14 protein-coding genes are annotated in these 21,016 nt (G+C 65.6%); 12 read left to right on the top strand and 2 right to left on the bottom strand.

What is annotated here, in order from left to right; genetic code table 11:
- Positions 1-46 precede the first annotated feature (46 nt).
- Positions 47-2,248 (bottom strand): primosomal protein N', encoded by a 2,202-nt coding sequence (locus ISO4_RS01770; RefSeq protein WP_194854941.1) that lies wholly within the window; start codon positions 2,246-2,248, stop codon positions 47-49.
- Positions 2,249-2,390: 142 nt separating this feature from the next.
- Between ISO4_RS01770 and rpmE the strand changes: the two genes are divergently transcribed.
- A complete protein-coding gene (gene rpmE, locus ISO4_RS01765; protein WP_067612876.1) occupies positions 2,391-2,612 on the top strand; it encodes a 50S ribosomal protein L31 in 222 nt (73 codons plus the stop codon).
- A 131-nt stretch (positions 2,613-2,743) separates the two neighbouring features.
- Complete coding sequence (locus tag ISO4_RS01760; protein WP_142948255.1) at positions 2,744-4,018, top strand: malic enzyme-like NAD(P)-binding protein; 1,275 nt, start codon at positions 2,744-2,746, stop codon at positions 4,016-4,018.
- 84 nt (positions 4,019-4,102) lie between these two features.
- Here the strand turns inward: ISO4_RS01760 and ISO4_RS01755 are convergent, their stop codons facing one another.
- Positions 4,103-6,640 carry a penicillin-binding protein 1A gene (locus ISO4_RS01755; protein WP_194854940.1) on the bottom strand — a complete coding sequence of 846 codons (2,538 nt, stop codon included), beginning with the start codon at positions 6,638-6,640 and terminating at the stop codon, positions 4,103-4,105.
- A 197-nt stretch (positions 6,641-6,837) separates the two neighbouring features.
- Between ISO4_RS01755 and ISO4_RS01750 the strand changes: the two genes are divergently transcribed.
- The 10 genes from ISO4_RS01750 to ISO4_RS01705 all read left to right on the top strand — a co-directional run bounded on the left by ISO4_RS01750 (position 6,838) and on the right by ISO4_RS01705 (position 21,015).
- On the top strand, positions 6,838-7,905 hold the full coding sequence (locus tag ISO4_RS01750) for a pilus assembly protein PilM (protein ID WP_142948257.1): 1,068 nt from the start codon (positions 6,838-6,840) through the stop codon (positions 7,903-7,905).
- Positions 7,902-8,501: a PilN domain-containing protein gene (locus tag ISO4_RS01745; protein WP_142948258.1), complete on the top strand. Its 600-nt coding sequence runs from the start codon at positions 7,902-7,904 to the stop codon at positions 8,499-8,501. Before ISO4_RS01750 ends, ISO4_RS01745 begins: the two co-directional genes overlap by 4 nt.
- Positions 8,498-9,184, top strand: coding sequence for a type IV pilus inner membrane component PilO (locus tag ISO4_RS01740; RefSeq protein WP_142948259.1), 687 nt, complete (start codon positions 8,498-8,500; stop codon positions 9,182-9,184). The genes ISO4_RS01745 and ISO4_RS01740 overlap by 4 nt, the downstream gene beginning before the upstream one ends.
- A gap of 11 nt (positions 9,185-9,195) precedes the next feature.
- Positions 9,196-9,732, top strand: a complete 537-nt coding sequence (locus ISO4_RS01735; RefSeq protein WP_194854939.1) for a pilus assembly protein PilP — start codon at positions 9,196-9,198, stop codon at positions 9,730-9,732.
- 21 nt (positions 9,733-9,753) lie between these two features.
- A complete protein-coding gene (locus tag ISO4_RS01730; protein ID WP_142948261.1) occupies positions 9,754-11,901 on the top strand; it encodes a type IV pilus secretin PilQ in 2,148 nt (715 codons plus the stop codon).
- On the top strand, positions 11,898-12,431 hold the full coding sequence (gene aroK / locus ISO4_RS01725; protein WP_255442310.1) for a shikimate kinase AroK: 534 nt from the start codon (positions 11,898-11,900) through the stop codon (positions 12,429-12,431). Before ISO4_RS01730 ends, aroK begins: the two co-directional genes overlap by 4 nt.
- 33 nt (positions 12,432-12,464) lie before the next feature.
- On the top strand, positions 12,465-13,544 hold the full coding sequence (gene aroB, locus ISO4_RS01720; RefSeq protein WP_142948263.1) for a 3-dehydroquinate synthase: 1,080 nt from the start codon (positions 12,465-12,467) through the stop codon (positions 13,542-13,544).
- Positions 13,534-14,946 (top strand): SPOR domain-containing protein, encoded by a 1,413-nt coding sequence (locus tag ISO4_RS17220; RefSeq protein ID WP_194854938.1) that lies wholly within the window; start codon positions 13,534-13,536, stop codon positions 14,944-14,946. The genes aroB and ISO4_RS17220 overlap by 11 nt, the downstream gene beginning before the upstream one ends.
- 172 nt (positions 14,947-15,118) lie before the next feature.
- Positions 15,119-19,582 (top strand): glutamate synthase large subunit, encoded by a 4,464-nt coding sequence (gltB, locus tag ISO4_RS01710; RefSeq protein ID WP_142948265.1) that lies wholly within the window; start codon positions 15,119-15,121, stop codon positions 19,580-19,582.
- 11 nt (positions 19,583-19,593) lie between these two features.
- The gene (locus tag ISO4_RS01705) at positions 19,594-21,015 is read left to right on the top strand and encodes an FAD-dependent oxidoreductase (protein WP_194854937.1); all 1,422 of its coding nucleotides are present in this window, start codon (positions 19,594-19,596) and stop codon (positions 21,013-21,015) included.
- Position 21,016 lies beyond the last annotated feature (1 nt).

Genomic DNA, 21,016 nt, shown 5'->3' with positions numbered 1-21,016 from the left:
CGATTGTACGGCAATCGGAAAGGGAATGCCGCCCCCTAGGCCCCGTTCACAATAGGTCGATCGGGTCTACGTCCAGGTGCCAGCGGCAGCGGCGCCCGGAAGGCAGGGCGCGGGCGTGTTCCATCAGCGCATCGAGCAGGCCGTGCAGGGCCGGGCGCTGGTTGCTTTGCAGCAGCAGCTGGGCGCGGTAGCGGCCGGCGCGCTTCTCCATCGGCGCCGGCACCGGCCCCAGCACATGGACGTTGTCCAGCGCCGGCAGCCCGGCGGCGCACTCGTCCAGGAAGGTGAGCGCCTGGGCCATGGTCATCGCCTCGCAGCGCAGCAGGGCGAGGTGGCCGAACGGCGGCCAGCCGGCGCCGCGCCGTTCTTCCAGCAGGGTATTGGCGAGCGCCTGATAGTCGCCGGCGGCGGCCAGCTGTACCAGGTTGTGGTCGGTGTGGCGGCTCTGCATCAGCACCCGCCCGGGGCGGTCCTGGCGGCCGCTGCGGCCGGCCACCTGCAGCAGCAGCTGGGCGGCCTGCTCCGGGCCGCGAAAGTCGGCGCTCAGGAAGCCGGCGTCCATATTGGTGATCACCGCCAGGCTCAGGCGCGGGAAGTGGTGGCCCTTGGCGAGCATCTGGGTGCCCACCAGCACCGCCGGCTCGCCTTTCTGGATCTGCGCCAGCTTGGCGTCCAGGCTGCCCTTGCGGCGGGTGGTGTCGCGGTCGATGCGCACCACCGGCGCGCCGCCTTTGACCTGCTCGCACTCCTTTTCCAGCAGCGCTTCCAGTTTTTCGGTGCCGGCGCCGGCGTCGGTGAGGTTGGTGGAGCCGCAGTCGCCGCAGCGCTGCGGCACCCGGTGCTGGTGGCCGCAATGGTGGCAGCGCAGTTGCTGTTCGCTGCGGTGCCAGGTCATCAGGCTGTCGCAGCGCGGGCATTCGTCCTGCCAGCCGCAGTCCCGGCACAGAATCACCGGGGCGAAGCCGCGCCGGTTGAGGAACACCAGCGCCTGCTCGCCGCGCGCCAGGGTGTCGCGGATCGCCTTGAGGGCGGTGGGCAGCAGCGGCCGGTCCGGGGTGGTGTCGCGGGCGTCGAGCAGCTCGATGGGCGGCGCGCCCGCGTCGCCGGCGCGGCGCGTCAGGCGCAGCCAGTGGTAGCGGCCGGTGCGGGCCAGGTGCAGGGTCTCCAGCGCCGGGGTGGCGCTGCCGTGCACCACCGGCACCGCCAGTTGCTGGGCGCGCCAGGTGGCCAGGTCGCGGGCGTGGTAGCGGAAGCCGTCCTGCTGTTTCAGGGAGGCGTCGTGGGTTTCGTCGACGATGATCAGCCCCGGGTGGGCGAGCGGCGTGAACACCGCCGAGCGGGTGCCGATGATAATGCGCGCCCGGCCGTCCCGGGCGGCCACCCAGGCGTCCAGGCGCTCGCGGTCGGTGAGCCCGGAGTGCAGCACCGTCACCGGCACCGCGAAGCGCTGGCGGAAGCGGCGCAGGGTCTGGGGCGTCAGGCCGATCTCCGGCACCAGCATCAGCACCTGTTTGCCGGCGGCCAGCACCGGCGCCATGGCCTGCAGGTAGACCTCGGTCTTGCCGCTGCCGGTGACGCCGTCGAGCAGGAACGGCTGGAAGCCCTGGGCGTCGACGATGGCGTGGATGGCGGCGCGCTGTTCCGGGTTGGCGGCCAGGGCCGGCTCGGCGAGCACTTCGGCGGGGGTGCCGGCGGCCTCCGGCTGCAGCTCCACCCGTTCCACCCATTCCTTGTCGCGCAGGGCCTGCAGCGCCGATTTGGAGACCGACAGCGCCTCCAGCATCGCCGGGGTCAGGCCGTCCGGGTGTTCCTTTAATACGGTGAGCGCCTGTAGCTGGCGGGGTGCGCGGGTCAGGCGGTCGTCGCTGACGTGGTGGCCACGGTCGGTGAGCCGCCAGCGCACCTCGCCGCCGGCCAGCGCCGGCTGGCCCTGGCGCAGCAGCGCCGGCAGCACGAACCCCAGCACTTCGCCGAGCGGGTGGTGGTAGTAGCGGGCGGCCCGCTCACAAAGGGTATAGAGCGCCTCGTCGATGACCGCTTCCTGGTCGAGGACGCGCTGTACGTTCTTGAGTTTGGTGAACTGGCTGGGCTGGTGGCCGTGGACCAGCCCCACCAGGGTGCGGCGGCCGAACGGCACCTGCACGCGGGCGCCTCGGGGCGGCGTCGGCGATCCCGCCGGCAGGCGGTAGTCGAAGCATCCCGGCAGGGGCACCGGCAGGGCGACCTGTATGATGGACTCAGAAGGCACGGAAGGTTCCGGTTTATCTCTTGCGCATCGGTGTCAAGCTGTTATGATTCGCGCTCACTTTTGCCCGGCGCAAGCAAGTGTGGTGCCCGACAGAGCGCAGTCCAGCGCAGGTTCGGGTGGCGACACCTGAAGGAGCTTTGCTATGAAATCAGAGATTCATCCCGATTACCAGGACGTGTCCATTACCTGCAGCTGCGGGAATGTGATCGAAACCCGTTCCACTCGTGGCGGCTCTTTCGAGGTGGACGTGTGCTCGCAGTGCCACCCGTTCTACACCGGCAAGCAGAAGCAGGCCGAGAGCGGTGGCCAGGTCGACAAGTTCAAGCAACGTTTCGGCGTGATCAGCTCAGGCAAGAAAAAGTAAGCGAGTCTGCTTCCACTGTTTCTTGCCTGCAAAAAGCACCCGCCAGGGTGCTTTTTGCGTTCGGAATCACGCGTCATACTCTTTTATCAGCCTAGACTGGCTTTGTCCCAGAGCGGGAAGCGGAGACCACCATGTCCGAGGATTTAAAAAAGGCGGCCCTGGAATATCACGCCAAACCGCGTCCGGGGAAGATCAGCGTTGAGGTGACCAAGCCGGCCAAGACCAGCCGCGACCTCAGCCTGGCTTACAGCCCCGGCGTGGCGGAGCCCGTGCGTGAAATCGCCCGGGAACCGGAACTGGCCTATCGTTTCACCTCCAAGGGCAACCTGGTGGCGGTGATCAGCGACGGTACCGCGATCCTTGGCCTGGGCAATCTGGGCGCGCTGGCATCCAAGCCGGTGATGGAAGGCAAGGGCATCCTGTTCAAGCTGTTCGCCGGCATCGACGTGTTCGATATCGAAGTGGACGCCGAGGACCCGCAGGCCTTCATCGATACCGTGGTGCGCATCCACCGCACCTTCGGCGGCATCAATCTGGAAGACATCCGCGCGCCGGAATGCTTCGAGATCGAGCGCGTGCTCAAGGAACTGTGCGACGTGCCGGTGTTCCACGACGACCAGCACGGCACCGCCATCGTGGTGGGCGCCGGCCTGCTCAACGCGCTGGAGATCCAGAAGAAGCGCATCCAGGACATCAAAGTGGTGTGCGTGGGCGCCGGTGCCGCCGGTGTCGCCTCCGTGCGGCTGCTGATCGAGATGGGCGCGCGCAAGGAAAACATCCTGGTGCTCGACCGCAAGGGCGTGATCCACAGCCGCCGCGACGACCTCAACCAGTACAAGGCGGCGCTCGCCAACGACACCGACAAGCGCACCCTGGACGATGCCGTGGAAGGCGCCGATGTGTTCATCGGTGTCTCCGGCCCGGACATGCTGACGCCGGAGATGGTCAAGAAGATGGCCGACAAGCCGATCATCTTCGCGCTCGCCAACCCGGACCCGGAGATCCGCCCGGAAGTGGCCAAATCAGTGCGCTCCGACGCCATCATCGCCACCGGCCGTTCGGACTACCCGAACCAGGTGAACAACGTGCTGTGCTTCCCGTACATGTTCCGCGGTGCCCTGGACGTGCGCTCCACCTCGATCAACGAGGAGATGAAGCTGGCGGCGGTGCACGCCATCGCCGAGCTGGTGCGCGAAGCGCCGCCCAAGGAAGTGCTGGACGCCTACGGCGGCGAGCCGCTCAACTTCGGGCCGGAATACATTATTCCCAAGCCCAACGACCCGCGCCTGCTGGGCCGGGTGTCGGCGGCGGTGGCCAACGCGGCGGTGGAATCCGGCGTGGCCCGCAAGGGTTACCCGTCCCACTACCCGCTCAATTCGCTCGACGAGATCTTCCCCGAGCTGTAAAGCGGACCGCTCGCTAAGCGCCAATCGAAAAGGGCCGGCATTGCCGGCCCTTTTTTATGCTTCTGTGGGAGCGGCCTCCGCCGCCTAGAAGATCTGTTCCGGCGAGCGGCCGTCGCCGCTGTGCGGCGCTTCCAGCTCGGGCACATTGTCCTCGCGGAAGTATTCGAAGATCGCGGCCTCGTTCTCCGGGCGGGCCTGCAGGCCGCTGTCCGGGTCGATGCGCACCGACACCACGCCCGGCGGCTGCGGCGGCTGGACCTCTTCGACCCCTTCCAGGGCCACGCCCATGTAGTCGATCCAGGTGGGCAGGGCGGCGCGGCCGCCGTACTCGCCGTTACCCAGGGAAGCCGGGTTGTCGAAACCCACCCACACGGTGGCCACCAGCTCCGGTGAATAGCCGGAGAACCAGGCGTCCACCTGGTCATTGGTGGTGCCGGTTTTGCCGGCCAGGTCCGAGCGGCCCAGGCGACGGGCGTCGCTGCCGGTGCCGCGCTTGACCACGTCCTGGAGGATGGAATGCATCAGCCAGGCGGTGTTTTCGTCGATCACCCGGGGCGCCATGGTCGGCGGTGGCTGGATCGGTTTGCCGTCTTCGTCGGTTTCCGGCTCCGCGGCGACCTCGCTGTCGGCGGTGACCACCGCGCAGGGGGCTTCACAGCGCTCCACCCGCGGGGCCTTCCAGAGCACCTTGCCGTCCTTGTCCTCGATGCGCTCGATGAACCAGGGGTCCACCCGGTAGCCGCCGTTGGCGAACACCGAGTAGGCGCGGGCGATCTCCAGCGGTGTCACCGAGGCGCTGCCCAGCGCCAGCGACAGGTCGCGCTGGAAGCGTTTGGTGGGCAGCCCGAACCGGTCCAGGGTGTTCATGGCCTGGCTGATGCCGACCTGGCGCAGGATGCGGATCGACACCAGGTTGAGCGAGCGGTAGAGCGCTTCGCGCAGCCGGGTCGGGCCGTAGAAGCGGTCGCTGGCGCCGGTCGGGCGCCAGGCGTCCTTGAGTTTGTCGTCGTCGAACACCAGCGGCGCGTCATTAATAATGGTGGCCGGGGTGAAGCCGCTTTCCAGGGCGGCGGTGTAGATGAAGGGTTTGAACACCGAGCCGGCCTGGCGGCGGGCCTGCAGCGCGCGGTTGAACTTGGACGCATAGAAGCTGTAGCCGCCCTGCATTGCTTCCACGGCGCCGGTGTCCGGGTTCAGCGAGATCAGCGCGGACTGCGCCACCGGCAACTGCGCCAGACGCCAGCTGGGGTCGTCCTCGCCGCCGCCGTCCGGGCGCACGTAGACCACGTCGCCGGGGGCCAGCACGTCGGCGGCGGTTTGCGGCGCTTCGCCCACGTAGCCTTTATTGAGGGCCGGCCGCGCCCAGCGGATGGCGTCCCAGTCCAGCACCACCTGCTTGCCGTCGCGCAGCAGTGCCGCCGCCTGGCGATCCCGCACGGCGGTCACCGCGGCGGTGCGCAGCGGGCCGAAATCGGCCTGGTCCTTGAACCGTTCCACCCAGGCGGCCAGGTCCTCGTCGAGTTCGTCGAGCAGGTCCGGCTCCTTCTCCTGGGCCATTTCCGGCTCCGGCTGATCGGTGTCGGGGGCGGCCTCGGTGTCCCGCTCGGCGGGCCAGCCCAGCTCCGGCAGCTCGCCGGCGTCGATGCGCGCCAGCGGGCCGCGCCAGCCGTGCCGTTCGTCGTAGGCGTGCAGACCCTGGCGCAGGGCGGTGACGGCGGCGTTCTGGCGTTTGCTGTTGAGGGTGGTGATGATGCGCAGGCCCTCGGTGTACAGGTCCGGCTCCACCAGATCCTCCGCCAGCACCCGGGCGACTTCGCCCATGTAGGCGCCTTCCACCTCCGGCCGGGCGGCGTGGTAGCGGGCGGTGACGGGCGCGGCCTGGGCCTGCTTCCGTTGCTCGCTGTCGATGGCGCCGGTCTCTTCCATGCGGAACAGGATCCAGTTGCGGCGCTGGCGGGCCCGCTCCGGGTTGGTGATCGGGTTATAGGCCGAGGGCGCCTTGGGCAGGCCGGCGATCATCGCCCACTGGGGCAGCGACAGGTCCTTGATCGATTCGCCGTAATAGACCTGGGCGGCGGCTTCCGCGCCGTAGGCCCGGTGGCCCAGGTAAATCTTGTTCAGATACAGCTCGAGAATTTCCTCCTTCTCGAGGATCCGTTCGATCTGGATCGCCAGCACGATCTCGTTGAACTTGCGCAGGAAGCGCTGCTCCCGGTCGAGGAAGAAGTTGCGCGCCACCTGCATGGTGATGGTCGAGCCGCCGGAGCGTATCTCCTGGTAGCGCAACAGCTCCACGGCGGCGCGCAGCAGGCCCTTGGGGTCGACCCCGGGGTGCTCGAAGAAGCGCTCGTCCTCGGCGGCCAGCACCGCCTGGATGAACGGCTCGGGCACCTCCTCATAGGTGATCGGCTCGCGGCGTTTCTCACCGTACTCGGCGATCAGTTTGTGATCGCTGGTGTAGATACGCAGCGGGATCTGATACTCCACCTCGCGGATCGCTCCGGCGGCGGGCAACTGAGGCGCGAGGTATAAGTAGCAGGCGGCGAGGACCAGAAGAGCGCCGCCGGCACCGGCCAGGGCGAGGAGAACGAGGGAGCGGATCCAGACGACGGTAGAGCGCATAAAGTGGCAACTGCTGTGGCGATCAGAAGAAAGGGCTAGCAGACCCGTGAAGCAGGTCATTATACGGTGGAAAGGTTGTTGTGATCTAATATCTGTTCTGTTATTACTTACTCCTAAAGTGATTAGGCATAAGAATCACGTAAGTATATATTTTTGAAGTAAAAACATCTCTAAAACAATCACACGGGACGACGACTGTGCTGCCTTTTCTCAGAAAAAAGGCCCAGACACTGCTGGGGATCGATATCAGTTCCACCGCGGTTAAGTTGCTGGAATTGTCCAGAACGGGGAACCGCTACAAGGTCGAAAGTTACGGCGTCGAACCGCTAACGCCAAACGCCGTGGTGGAAAAGAACATCAATGACGTTGAGGGGGTCGGGGATGTGGTCGCCCGTCTGGTGGGCCGTGCCCGTCCGGGGATCAAGACGTCCGCGGTGGCCGTGCCCGGCTCGGCGACCATCACCAAGGTGATTGAAATGGACGCCTCGCTGAGCGAGGACGACATGGAAAATCAGCTCCGGGTGGAAGCCGATCAGTATATTCCGTTTCCGCTGGACGAGGTCCGCATGGATTTCCAGGTGGTCGGTCCGGTGGAGGACAACCCGGAGCGGGTGGAAGTGCTGGTGGTGGCGTCGCGCACCGAGAACGTGGAAATGCGCGCCGACGCCCTGGAGATCGGCGGGCTGCAGCCCAAGGTGGTGGATGTGGAGGCCTACGCCATGGAGCGGGCCTTTCAGCTGATCCTGCCCGGCCTGCCCAACGCCGAGGAGCTGGATACCGTGGCGGTGTTCGATATCGGCGCCACCATGACCACGCTCAATGTGTTCCACCAGGGGCGCAGCGTCTACACCCGCGAGCAGTTGTTCGGCGGCAAGCAGCTCACCGAGGAAATCCAGCGCCGCTACGGCATCTCCATGGAGGAGGCCGGGCTGGCCAAGAAGACCGGCGAGCTGCCGGAGGACTACGAAAACGAGGTTCTGCAGCCGTTCAAGGACGCCATCGTCCAGCAGATCAACCGCTCCCTGCAGTTCTTCTACGGCTCCACCCAGTTCAACGAAGTGAACTACATCCTGCTCGCCGGCGGTTCCGCCTCGATCGACGGACTGCCCGACCTGATCCAGCAAAAGGTGGGCACCGGATGCTCCCTGGCCAATCCCTTCGCCGATATGGCATTGGCCAACAAGGTTAACGCCAAGGCGCTCGAGAACGACGCGTCAGCGATGATGATCGCCTGTGGCCTGGCCCTGAGGAGCTTCGAGCAATGACAACCATGATTAACCTGCTCCCCTGGCGCGAAGAGCGACGCAAGCAGCGCCAGCATGAGTTCATCGCCATGCTGGCGTTCGCCGCGCTGCTGGCGGGTCTTATTTTCTGGCTCTGGAAGGGCATGGTGGAAGGCCAGATCGCCGACCAGCAGACCCGCAATAACCATATCCAGAGCGAGATCGCCAAACTCGACACCCAGATCAAGGAAATCAACGAGTTGCAGCGCCGCCGTGACCAGCTGGTGGCGCGCATGAAGGTGATTCAGGAGCTGCAGGGCAACCGCCCGACCATCGTCTATGTGTTCGACCAATTGGTGCGCACCCTGCCCGAAGGCGTGTACTACACGCTGGTGGAGCGGACCGGTGACAGCTACCGGATCGAGGGGGTGGCGGAGTCCAACAACCGGATTTCGCGGCTGATGCGTAACCTGGCCGCTTCGGACTGGTTCGTGGAGCCCAACCTGCTCAACGTGAACGCTCTGGACGAGAGCGAGCGCGGCGGCGCCGACGGCGCGGACAGCGCCCAGGCCAACACCTTTGCGCTGACGGTAAAGCAGGGCTCGCCGCGCAGCGATGACGAGGAGGCCGGGCAATGAAAGCATCCGAACTGAAGAACCTGGATGTGCGCGAGCTGATCGACGAGCTCAACAGCCTGGATTTCGAGAACGTCGGCGGCTGGCCGATGCCGGTGAAGATCGGCGCCGCGGTGCTGGTGTTCGGCTTCGTTCTCGGCCTGGGCTATTTCCTGAGCATCAAGGATCTCAATACCCGCCACGAGCAGCTGCAGCGCGAGGAAGTCACGCTGCTGGAAAGCTTCGAGCAGAAGGCGTTCCGCGCCCATAACCTGGACCAGTACCGCCAGCAGCTGGTGGAGCTGGAAGCCAGCTTTGAAACCCTCAAAAGCCAGCTGCCCAAGGATACCGAGGTGCCCGGGCTGCTCGAGGACATCACCCATACCGGTCTCGGCAGTGGCCTGGAGTTCGAAACCATCGCCCTGAAGGACGAAATCGAGAAGGAGTTCTACGCGGAGTTGCCCATTGATATCCAGGTGAGCGGCGACTACCACGGTTTCGGTGCTTTCGTGTCCGGGGTGGCGGCGCTGCCGCGCATCGTTACCCTGCATGATTTCAAGATCGTGCCGGTCAAGGAGGAAGCCGGGTCGCGGGGCATGCTGGACATGTCGATCACCGCCAAGACCTACCGTTACGCCGGGGGCGACGACGACGGTGGCGATCAGGGTACGGAGAAGAATAACCGGGCCAAAGGCGGCCGGTCCTGAGGGGAACGAACATGAATGGACGTAAATCCATTGCGTACGGATTGGTGCTGGTGGCGGCCGCCGCGCTGCTGCAGGGCTGCGGTTCCGGTGCCGGCATCAATGAACTGGACGCGCGGATGACGGAGATCAAGGCGCGTCCGAGGGGCCGGATCGAGCCACCGCCGGAATTCAAGCCGATCGCCACCTACGCCTACGCGGCGCATAAACTGCGGGCGCCGTTTTCGCGGCCGGTGGACGAGAAGCTGCTGGAGGTGCCGGAAGGGCGCCCGGTGGAGCCGGATCTGAGCCGGCCCAAGCAATACCTGGAGGGCTTCAGCCTGGACGCGCTGGCCATGGTGGGCACCATGACCAAGCCCAGCAATCCGCTGGAAGCCCTGATCGAAGACCCTACCGGCTCGGTGACCCGGGTACGAGTGGGAAGCTACATGGGTAGGAACTTCGGACGCGTCGTGGAAGTGTCCAGCGACCAGATCGCGCTGGTCGAGATCGTCCCGGATGGACAGGACGGCTGGGTGGAACGCTCCCGAAACATTTCGCTTGCTGAATAACCGCTGCTGGGGATGCCAGTTATGATTATCTTCACATCAACAAAAACAAGGGCTGCGTCCCGGCGTTGGGCGGCATTGCTGCTGATGCTGGTGGGGTTGAGCGCGGCCACCCTGGGGCGAGCGGCGACGGTAACCGACCTGCGCGCCAATACCCTGCCCGGCGACGGCGTGGAAGTGCGCGTGTCCTTCGAGGGCGACGCCCCGGAGGTCAAGGGCTACAGCATCGAGCAACCGGCGCGGGTGGCGCTGGATCTGCTCGACACCCGTAACCAGATCGAGGTGAAAGAGCACAACCTGGGCTCCGGCAATGTGCGCAGCCTGATGGTGCTCGGCGCCAAGGAACGCACCCGCCTGATCTTCAACCTGGATCAGCTGACCGGCTATAAAACGCGGATCGAAGGCCAGGAGCTGGTGATCACCCTGGGCGCGGACAACGCCACCCCGTCCATGGACCCGGCCAGCGAGACCGTGCAGCGCAAGGTGGCGCCCAGCAGCGCCGGCGTGCGTGATATTGATTTCCGCCGCGGCGACGACGGCGAGGGCCGGGTGCTGGTGGAGCTGGCGGACGACGCCATGCCGGTGGACGTGCGCGAAGAGGGCGGCCGTATCGTCGCCCGTTTCGTCGGCGCCGATGTGGAAGAGGACCTGCTGCGCCGGCTGGACGTCAGCGACTTCGCCACCCCGGTGCAGTTCGTCGACACCAAGGAAGTGGACGGCAGCACCGTGATCACGATTGAGCCGGAAGGCAGCTGGGACTACCTGGCCTACCAGGCGGACAACCAGTTCAGCATCAACGTCAAGCCGCTCACCGAGGCCGAGAAGGACCGCCAGCGCCGCGATGCCTTCAAATACACCGGCGAGAAACTGTCGCTGAATTTCCAGGACATCGAAGTGCGCTCGGTGCTGCAGCTGATCGCCGACTTCACCGACCTCAACCTGGTGGCCTCCGACACCGTCAGCGGCAAGATCACCCTGCGGCTGCAGAGCGTGCCCTGGGACCAGGCGCTGGATCTGATCCTCAAGACCAAGGGCCTGGATAAGCGCAAGGTCGGCAACGTGCTGCTGGTGGCGCCGGCGGATGAGATCGCCGCGCGCGAAAAGCAGGAGCTGGAGAGCCAGAAACAGCTGGCCTCCCTGGCGCCGCTGCGCACCGAGTACATCAGCATCAACTACGCCCGCGCCGAGGAGCTCAAGACACTGATCACCTCCCAGGGCGGTGAAGGCTCCGCCCTGGTCAGCGGACGCGGCTCGGTGACCGTGGATCAGCGCACCAACACGCTGATCGTGCAGGACACCGTGGCCAAGCTGCAGGAAATCCGCGGCCTGATTCAGCAGCTCGACATCCCGGTTCAGCAGGTGCTGATCGAAGCCCGGGTGGTGATCGCCAGCACCGACGTGGCCGACGAATTCGGCGTGCGCTGGGGCGGCCTCGCTTACGACGGCGACAGCCTGGTCAACGAGGGCAAGAGCGTGGCGATCTCCGGTCGCCATACCTCCCTGCGTGAACTGCACTACGCCAACATCGACCGGGAAGACGACGGCTCCCTGGGTGAGTTCGAGGAGTTCGACGAAGAGCAGAACAACGACCTGATCGTCGACATGGGCGTGGCCTCCCAGGAAGCCACCCGCTTCGCGATCGGTTTCACCTCCCTGGATTCCGGCCTGATCGAGCTGGAGCTGTCCGCCCTGGAAGCGGAAGGCCACGGCGAGCTGGTCGCCACGCCCAAGGTTCTGACCGCCGATCAGCAGCCGGCGGTGATCGCCTCCGGTCAGCAGGTGCCCTTCAACGTGGCCACCGCGTCCGGCGCCACCGCGGTGGAGTTCATCGAGGCGGAACTGCGCCTCGAAGTGACCCCGCAGGTGACCCCGGAAGGCGACGTGATCATGCAGCTCAAGGTCAACAACGACTCCCTGGGCACCGACACCAGCGCGCCGACCGTCAACACCAACCGGGTGGAAACCACGGTTCTGGTCAATGACGGCGAAACCGTGGTTTTGGGCGGCATTTTCCAGCAGGAAAAGATAGAATCCACGGTCAAAACCCCCTTCCTGGGTGATATCCCCTGGTTGGGCGCCCTGTTCCGCAAGAAGGTGAACCGTGATAACAAGCAGGAACTGCTGATCTTTATCACGCCTCGCCTGGTGAAAGACGCAATGGCTAGTCGGTGAACCCAAAGGATTCCACGTCTCTGTATTTAGTCGGGCCCATGGGTGCGGGTAAAAGCACCCTGGGCCGACACCTCGCCCAGGTTCTGGGCCGCCCGTTTTACGATTCCGACCGCGTGATCGAAGAGAAAACCGGTGCCGACATCCCCTGGATCTTCGATATGGAAGGCGAGGAGGGGTTTCGACGCCGCGAGCGCGACGTGATCGACGAACTGACCGGCATGGCGGGCATCGTCCTGGCCACCGGCGGCGGCGTGGTCACCCAGGAGGAGAACCGCCGCCACCTCCATGAGCGTGGCTGCGTGGTCTATCTGTGGACGCCGGTGGAGGTGCAACTGGCCCGCACCCGCAACGACCGCAACCGGCCGCTGCTGCAGACCAGCGATCCGGAGGCCCGTCTTCAGGCGCTGTTCCAGGAACGTGATCCGCTCTACCGGGAAGTGGCGCACGGCGTGGTCTCCACCGCTTCCGGTAACCTCAAGAAAGTGACCGATCAGGTACTCGGTTGTCTGGCCGACCACGCCAGCCGATAATGCCCGCACTCCCACTCCGCTTTACGAGGCCGTATGCAGAAGCTTGATGTGTCGCTGGCCGAACGCAGCTACCCCATTTATATCGATCGCGGCCTGCTCGGGCAGGACCTGATCCGCGGCCATGTGCGCGGCAATCAGGTGATGGTGGTCACCAACGAGACCATCGCCCCGCTTTACCTGGACGCGGTCACCCGCGGTCTGGGCGACCTGCAGTGCGACACCCTGATCCTGCCGGACGGTGAGCAGCATAAAACCCTGGCCACGCTGGAGCGTATTTTCGACGCCCTGATGGCCCACCGGCATTCGCGTACCACCACGCTGGTGGCGTTGGGCGGCGGCGTGATCGGCGATATGGTGGGGTTCGCCGCCGCCTGCTACCAGCGCGGCGTGGACTTCATCCAGGTGCCCACCACGCTGCTGGCGCAGGTGGATTCCTCGGTGGGCGGCAAGACCGCCGTCAACCACCCGCGCGGCAAGAACATGATCGGCGCCTTCCATCAGCCGCGCGCGGTGGTGATCGACACCGCCGTGCTCGACACCCTGCCGGAGCGGGAATTCGCCGCCGGCATGGCGGAGGTGATCAAGTACGGCTTGATCCGCGACCCGGAATTCTTCCAGTGGCTGCTGGACAATCAGGCGGCGCTGGCCGCCCGCGACACGGCGCCGGTGGCGGAAGCGATCCTGCGCAGCTGCCGCAACAAGGCCGAGGTGGTGGCCGCCGATGAAACCGAGCAGGGCAACCGCGCGCTGCTTAATCTGGGCCACACCTTCGGCCATGCCATGGAGACCTTTACCGGCTACCGGGACTGGCTGCATGGTGAGGCGGTGTCCGCCGGCATGGTGATGGCGGCGCGCATGTCCCTGGAACTGGGCTGGCTGAAGCAGGCCGACCTGGACCGGGTGAGCGACAGTCTGGCCGCCTGGAAGCTGCCGGTGACCGCGCCGGAAGGGATGGCGCGGGCGGATTTCAGCGAGCTGATGGCGCTGGATAAAAAGGTACAGAACGGCCGCCTGCGGCTGGTGTTGCTGAACCAAATCGGTGATGCCCTGGTCACAGGCGAATACGACCCGAACGCATTGACGCGAACGCTCGAGGCCTTTTGTGAGAGATGAGGATTTTTTCTACGAGGGCGCCGAGCGCGGCGACCTTCTCGACGCCCTGAACGGCCACGCCCACGACGGCGCCACCACGGTGCTGGAAGGCGAGGCCGGCAGCGGCGTCTCCACCCTGCTGGGCATGCTCTCCATGTCCCTGGTGGGGGACTTCGAACTGATCCGCCTGGACGGCGCCGAGGAGCTGGGCGCCAACGCGGTGGTGGACGCCATGCTGGTGCACTTCGATATCGAGCGCGCCGACCTGGCCGACACCCTCAAACAGACGCTGGCCGACACCAGCCTGGTGATCGTGGTGGACAACGCCCACCTGGCCCCCTCCGAGGCCCTGGCCACCATGGCGTCGCTGAAGACCAAGCTGGGGCAGCGCCTCACCTATGTGTTCGGCGGCGAGCCGGGCAGCGCCGAGCACCTGCGTGACGCCGGACTGAACGTGGAGGACGTGCTGGTGCTGCCGCCGCTGGACGCGGACGACGTGGCCGTATTCGCCGATCAGGGCTTCGCCCTGGCGCTGGACGACCAGGAGGCCCGCGATCTGAGCGAAGAGAGCGACGGCCGCATCGCGGCGCTGTTGCCGATGCTGGAGGCAAGAGCCGGCGGCGGTGGCGGCCTGCTGGCCAACAAGCCGGTGCCCTGGCGGCACGGCCTGGCGGTGGGCGCGCTGGTGCTGGTGGTGCTGGTGCTGTGGCTGGCCAGCGGCGGTGACGACGAAGCCGAGCAGGATCAGGTGGTGAGCCTGGACCTGCCCAAGGAGCCGGTGGCCGAGGCACAAGATCCGGCGGAGCCGGCCCCGCAAGCCACGCAAAGCGAGAGTTCGGCACGCAGCGGCGAACGCGGCGACCCGGAAACCACCCGCCGCGCCCTGGCCGAATACCACGATTCCGCCCGCACCTTCGAAGAGGCGGAAAACGTGCCGGAGCAGGTGGCCGCCGAGCCGGCAGCGGAAGACGCGCGCACGCCGCCGGCGCCGGAAGCCCCGGAGCCCGCCGGTGAGCAGGCCGCCACGGCCGACGCTGAGCCCGCCGAGGCCGAACCCGCCGAAACGGCGCAGGAAGAAACGCCGGACACCGTTTCCAGCGGCGAGCCGCAATTGTCCGGGCTGGACGCCCGCCTCGGTTACCAGCAGGAAGACTGGCTGGCCACCCGCGACGATGGGGAGTGGTTTCTGCAGCTGGTGGCCACCGGCCGGGAAGACGGAGCGCGCGGGGTACTTGACCAGATCGACCGTAACGGCGCCTACTACCGGGCGGAACGGGGCGATGAACGGGTCTACCTGGTGCTGGCGGGCCCCTATCCCAGCCGTGACGCGGCTTTGGCGGCCCGGGACGAACTGCCCGAGGCGCTGCGGCGCGGCGGCCCCTTCCCGCGGGATATGGGCTCGATACGCAACGAATTGCGCTAGAGTTGCCCGCGGCGCGGTCCACCCGGCACTGTGCGGTTTGGACGGTGCCGTCTTCCCGTTTGTGGCTGATCGGCGCAAAGTGTAGAATGCACATCCCTTTTTTGCCGTCGCCGTCTTTTCGACGCCTGTTCCGCCTTCTGTAAGTCTCTGAATTTCAAGAGGAAAGGTTTTGATGCAGCAGAATTCCAAGCTGGTGCGTGGGCTCTATGAGCCCGGAGAATTCCGGGACAACTGTGGTTTCGGCCTGATCTCCCATATGGAGGGCAAGGCCAGCCACGAGCTCCTGCAAACCGCGATCGAAGCACTCACCTGCATGACCCACCGGGGCGGCATTAATGCCGATGGAAAAACCGGTGACGGCTGCGGTCTGTTGCTGAAAAAGCCCGACTCCTTCTTCCGCAAGGTGGCCGGCGAGCAGGGTATCGACCTGCCCGACACCTATGCCGTGGGGATGGTCTTCACCCACCCGGACGCCGAGCGCGCCCGCGCCCAGAAAGCGGTGCTCCAGGAGCAGATGGAAGCCCAGGGCGTCAACGTGCTGGGCTGGCGGGAAGTGCCCACGGACCCGTCCTGCCTGGGCGATCTGGCCAAGCAGTCGCTGCCCGGTTTCCACCAGGTGCTGGTGGCCGCCGAGGGCGACACCGACGACCAGCTCAACCGGCGTCTGTTCTTCGCCCGCCGGCACGCGGAAAAGCGCATCGAAGCGGACGGCTACTTCTACGTCTGCTCCCTGTCCTCGGCGGTGGTCTCCTATAAAGGCCTGATGATGCCGGTGGACCTGCCGGCGTTCTATCCGGATCTCAGCGACGAGACCATGGAAACCGCCATCGTGGTCTTCCACCAGCGGTTCTCCACCAACACCTCGCCGCAGTGGCCGCTGGCCCAGCCGTTCCGGTATCTGGCCCACAATGGCGAGATCAACACCATCCAGGGCAACCGCAACTGGGCGCTGGCGCGGGAGAACAAGTTCGAGAACGAACTGCTGCCCAACCTCAGCGACCTGAGCCCGCTGGTCAACCGCGAAGGGTCCGACTCCTCGAGCATGGACAACATGCTGGAAGTGCTGGTTTCCGGCGGCATGGACCTGTTCCGCGCGGTGCGCATGATGGTGCCGCCGGCCTGGCAGAACGTGGAAACCATGGACGCGGATCTGCGCGCCTTCTACGAATATAACTCCATGCACATGGAGCCGTGGGACGGCCCCGCCGGTCTGGTGATGACCGACGGCCGCCACGCGGTCTGCATGCTCGACCGTAACGGTCTGCGTCCGGCCCGCTGGGTGATCACCAAGAACGGCTTTATCACCCTGTCCTCCGAGATCGGCGTGTACAGCTATCAGCCGGAAGACGTGGTCGCCAAGGGCCGTGTCGGCCCCGGCCAGATTCTCGCTGTGGACATCGAGAAGGGCGAGCTGCTGCACACCAGCGATATCGACAACCGTCTCAAGGTGCGTCACCCCTATCGTCAGTGGCTCAAGGAAAGCGCGCTGCGCATTGAAGCCAACTACGACCACGAAGTGGAGCGTACCGACGACATCGATCCGCAGGATCTGCTGAGCTACCAGAAGTTCTTCCAGATCAGCTTCGAAGAGCGCGATCAGGTGATCCGTCCGCTGGCGGAAGCCGGCCAGGAAGCCACCGGTTCCATGGGCGACGACACCCCCATGGCGGTGCTCAGCGAACGCCAGCGTCCGCTGTACGATTATTTCCGGCAGCAGTTCGCGCAGGTCACCAACCCGCCCATCGACCCGCTCCGCGAAGCGATCGTGATGAGCCTGGAAACCTGCGTCGGTTCCGAACGGAACGTGTTCGAGGAAACCTCCGACCATGCCGACCGGGCGATTCTGTCCACGCCGGTGCTGTCGCATTCCAAGTTCACCAACCTGCTCAAGATCGACCGGCCCGGCTACGCCCACGCCCGTCTGTCGCTGCACTACCAGCCCGACCAGGGCCTGGAAAGCGCGGTCAAGGCCCTGTGCGAACAGGCCGCCCAGGCGGTGCGCGACGGCAAGATCATCCTGGTGCTGTCCGACCACGGCATTCAGCAGGACCAGCTCACCATCCACGCGCTGATGGCCACCGGCGCCGTGCACCACCACCTGACCGCCTGCGGCCTGCGCAGTGACGCCAACATCGTGGTGGAGACCGCCACCGCCCGCGACGCGCACCACTTCGCGGTGCTGTTCGGCTTCGGCGCCACCGCCGTCTACCCCTACCTCACCTACGACGTGATCGCGGACATGGTGAAAAGCGGGGAGCTGATCGGTGACCCGGTGGAACTGCAGAAGAATTTCCGCAAGGGCATCAACAAAGGCCTGATGAAGATCCTCTCCAAGATGGGGATCTCCACCATCACCTCCTACCGTGGCGCCCAGCTGTTCGAAGCCGTGGGTGTCGCCAGCGACGTGGTGGACCTGTGTTTCCGCGGCGTGCAGAGCCGCATCGAAGGCGCCGGTTTCGAGGACTTCGAGAACGACCAGAAGATCATCGCCAAGGACGCCTGGAAGCAGCGCAAGCCGATCGACCCGGGCGGTGTGCTCAAGTACATCCACGGCAAGGAATACCACGCCTTCAACCCGGACGTGATCCATGCGTTGCACCGGGCCACCCAGGACGGCGACTACGACGCGTACAAGGAGTACGCGGCGCTGGTCAACGACCGCCCCATCGCCACCCTGCGTGACCTGCTGCACGTGCGCCAGGATGTGCCCGCCATCGACCTGGACGAGGTCGAGCCGATCGAGAACATCCTGCCGCGCTTCGACTCCGCCGGCATGTCCCTGGGCGCGCTCAGCCCGGAGGCCCATGAGGCCATCGCCACGGCGATGAACCGCCTCGGTGGCCGCTCCAACTCCGGTGAGGGCGGCGAAGACCCGGCCCGCTTCGGTACCGAGCGGGTGTCCAAGATCAAGCAGATCGCCTCCGGCCGTTTCGGTGTGACCCCGCATTACCTGGTCAACGCCGAAGTGCTGCAGATCAAGGTGGCCCAGGGCGCCAAGCCCGGCGAGGGCGGCCAGCTGCCCGGCGGCAAGGTGAACGCGCTGATCGCCCGCCTGCGCCATTCGGTGCCCGGCGTGACGCTGATTTCACCGCCGCCGCACCACGACATCTACTCCATCGAGGACCTGGCGCAGCTGATCTTCGACCTCAAGCAGGTCAACCCGGCGGCCCAGGTGTCGGTGAAGCTGGTGTCCGAGCCCGGTGTCGGCACGGTGGCGTCCGGCGTGGCCAAGGCTTACGCCGACCTGATCACCATCTCCGGCTACGACGGCGGCACCGCGGCCAGCCCGCTCACCTCGATCCGCTACGCCGGTTCCCCCTGGGAGCTGGGGCTGTCCGAGGCGCACCAGGCGCTGCGCGCCAACGACCTGCGCGACAAGATCCGGCTGCAGACCGACGGCGGCCTGAAGACCGGCCTGGACGTGATCAAGGCGGCCATTCTCGGCGCCGAGTCGTTCGGCTTCGGCACCGTGCCGATGGTGGTGCTGGGCTGTAAGTACCTGCGTATCTGTCACCTGAACAACTGCGCCACCGGCGTGGCCACCCAGCGTGAGGATCTGCGTCAGGAGCACTTTATCGGCGCCCCGGAACTGCTGATCAACTACTTCACCTTCGTGGCGCGGGAAGTGCGTGAACTGCTCGCGGCGCTGGGTGTGAAGAGCCTGCCGGACCTGATCGGCCGCACCGATCTGCTCGAGCGCATCGAAGGCAACACCGACAAGCAGAAGCGTCTGGATCTGACGCCCATGCTGCGCAACGACCACATCGCCGCGGACAAGCCGACCCATTGCCAGGTGGAGCGCAACGAGCCGTTCGACAAGGGCACGCTCAACCGCAAGATGGTGGAGGAAATGCGCACCGCCGTGGAGAACAAGTCCGGCGGCTCGTTCCACTACACCATCACCAACTGCGACCGCTCCGTGGGCGCCACCGTGTCCGGCGAAATCGCCAAGCACCACGGCAACCTGGGCATGGACCACGCGCCGATCCGGGCGCGCTTCACCGGCACCGCCGGGCAGAGCTTCGGGGTGTTCAACGCCGGCGGTCTGCACCTGTACCTGGAAGGCGACGCCAACGATTACGTCGGCAAGGGCATGGCCGGGGGCAAGGTGGTGATCCGTCCGCCCAAGGGCAGCCCGTTCAAGACCCAGGACACCGCGATCATCGGTAACACCTGCCTGTACGGCGCCACCGGCGGCAAGCTGTTCGCCTCCGGCACCGCCGGCGAGCGTTTCGGGGTGCGTAACTCCGGCGTGCACGCCGTGGTGGAAGGCTCCGGCGATCACTGCTGTGAGTACATGACCGGCGGCTGCGTCACCGTTCTGGGCCGCACCGGGCATAACTTCGGTGCCGGCATGACCGGCGGCTTCGCCTATGTGCTGGACGAAGACAACGATTTCTTCGACCGGGTGAACCCGGAACTGATCGAGCTGCACCGCATCAGCTCCGAGGCCACCGAATCCCACCGCAGCCATCTGCGCCACGTGATCCATGAATTCGTGGAAGAGACCGGCAGCGAATGGGGCCAGTACATTCTTGATAATTTCGATGCCATGAGCCGTAAATTCTGGCTGGTTAAGCCCAAGGCGGCCAGCCTGGAAGATCTGCTCAAAAGCACGCGTGCGAATCCGGCATAACGGGGAACAACATGGCTGAACGTTTAAACAACCATTTCCAGTTTCTTGATGTCCCCCGGGTGGACCCGAAGAAGAAGGACATCGAGCAGCGCAAGGACCGCTACGAGGAAATCTACTACCCGTATGAAACCCGGGAAGTGGAACACCAGGCGCATCGCTGTCTGCACTGCGGCAACCCGTACTGCGAGTGGAAGTGCCCGGTGCACAACTACATCCCCAACTGGTTGAAGCTGATCAGCGAAGGCAACCTGATGGAAGCGGTGGAGCTGGCGCACCAGACCAACTCCCTGCCGGAAGTGTGCGGCCGCGTTTGCCCGCAGGACCGTCTCTGTGAAGGCGCCTGCACGCTCAACGACGGCTTCGGCGCGGTGACCATCGGCGCCACCGAGAAGTACATCGCCGATACGGCGCTGGCCATGGGCTGGCGCCCGGACATGTCCAAGGTGGTGTGGACCGACAAGCGGGTGGCGGTGATCGGCGCCGGCCCGGCCGGCATCGGCTGCGCCGATGTGCTGGTGCGCAACGGCGTCAAGCCGGTGGTGTTCGACCGTTATCCGGAAATCGGCGGCCTGCTGACCTTCGGCATCCCCGAGTTCAAGCTGGAAAAGCCGGTGATGACCAAGCGCCGCGAAGTGTTCGAGGGCATGGGCATCGAGTTCCGCCTCAACACCGATGTCGGCACCGACGTGACCATCGATGAACTGCTGGAAGAGTTCGACGCGGTGTTCATGGGCATGGGCACCTACACCTACATGAAAGGCGGTTTCCCCGGTGAGGATCTGGACGGCGTGCACGAAGCGCTGCCGTTCCTGGTCGCCAACGCCAACCGCAACCTGGGTTTTGAAAAGGATCCGGCGGACTTCATCGACGTGAGCAACAAGCGCGTGGTGGTGCTGGGTGGCGGCGACACCGCCATGGACTGCAACCGCACCTCCATCCGCCAGGGCGCCGACAGCGTGGTCTGCGCCTACCGCCGCGACGAGGAAAACATGCCCGGCTCCCGCCGCGAAGTGGCCAACGCCAAGGAAGAGGGCGTGCAGTTCCTGTTCAACCGCCAGCCCATCGAGGTGGTCGGTGAAAACGGCAAGGTGGTGGGCGTCAAAGTGGTGGAAACCAAACTCGGCGAGCCCGATAACAACGGCCGTCGTCGTCCGGAGCCGATTCCCGACAGTGAGGAAGTGCTGCCCGCCGACGCGGTGATCGTGGCGTTCGGTTTCCGTCCCAGTCCGTCCGACTGGTTCGACGCCAAGAACGTGGTCACCGACGACGCCGGCCGCGTCACCGCCGTGGAGAAGCAGACCTTCCCGTTCCAGACCAGTAACGAGAAGATCTTCGCCGGCGGCGACATGGTGCGCGGCTCCGACCTGGTGGTGACCGCCATCTGGGAAGGCCGCGAAGCCGCCAAAGGCATCCTCGATTACCTGGACGTTTGAA

Origin of the sequence: Alloalcanivorax venustensis ISO4, assembly GCF_015356855.1 — a bacterium.
Taxonomy (GTDB): Bacteria; Pseudomonadota; Gammaproteobacteria; order Pseudomonadales; family Alcanivoracaceae; genus Alloalcanivorax; species Alloalcanivorax venustensis.
The sequence above is the reverse complement of the archived record's forward strand: the minus strand, read 5'-3'. Positions and strand labels throughout refer to the sequence as shown.

What these genes read in the sequence shown, in the direction of transcription:
- ISO4_RS01745 (WP_142948258.1), top strand. Translation starts at nt 7,902, where the DNA reads ATGACAACCATGATTAACCTGCTCCCCTGGCGCGAAGAGCGACGCAAG.
- ISO4_RS01755 (WP_194854940.1), bottom strand. Translation starts at nt 6,640, where the DNA reads ATGCGCTCTACCGTCGTCTGGATCCGCTCCCTCGTTCTCCTCGCCCTG.
- ISO4_RS01760 (WP_142948255.1), top strand. Translation starts at nt 2,744, where the DNA reads ATGTCCGAGGATTTAAAAAAGGCGGCCCTGGAATATCACGCCAAACCG.
- ISO4_RS01705 (WP_194854937.1), top strand. Translation starts at nt 19,594, where the DNA reads ATGGCTGAACGTTTAAACAACCATTTCCAGTTTCTTGATGTCCCCCGG.
- ISO4_RS01735 (WP_194854939.1), top strand. Translation starts at nt 9,196, where the DNA reads ATGAATGGACGTAAATCCATTGCGTACGGATTGGTGCTGGTGGCGGCC.
- rpmE (WP_067612876.1), top strand. Translation starts at nt 2,391, where the DNA reads ATGAAATCAGAGATTCATCCCGATTACCAGGACGTGTCCATTACCTGC.
- ISO4_RS01730 (WP_142948261.1), top strand. Translation starts at nt 9,754, where the DNA reads ATGATTATCTTCACATCAACAAAAACAAGGGCTGCGTCCCGGCGTTGG.
- aroB (WP_142948263.1), top strand. Translation starts at nt 12,465, where the DNA reads ATGCAGAAGCTTGATGTGTCGCTGGCCGAACGCAGCTACCCCATTTAT.
- ISO4_RS01740 (WP_142948259.1), top strand. Translation starts at nt 8,498, where the DNA reads ATGAAAGCATCCGAACTGAAGAACCTGGATGTGCGCGAGCTGATCGAC.
- gltB (WP_142948265.1), top strand. Translation starts at nt 15,119, where the DNA reads ATGCAGCAGAATTCCAAGCTGGTGCGTGGGCTCTATGAGCCCGGAGAA.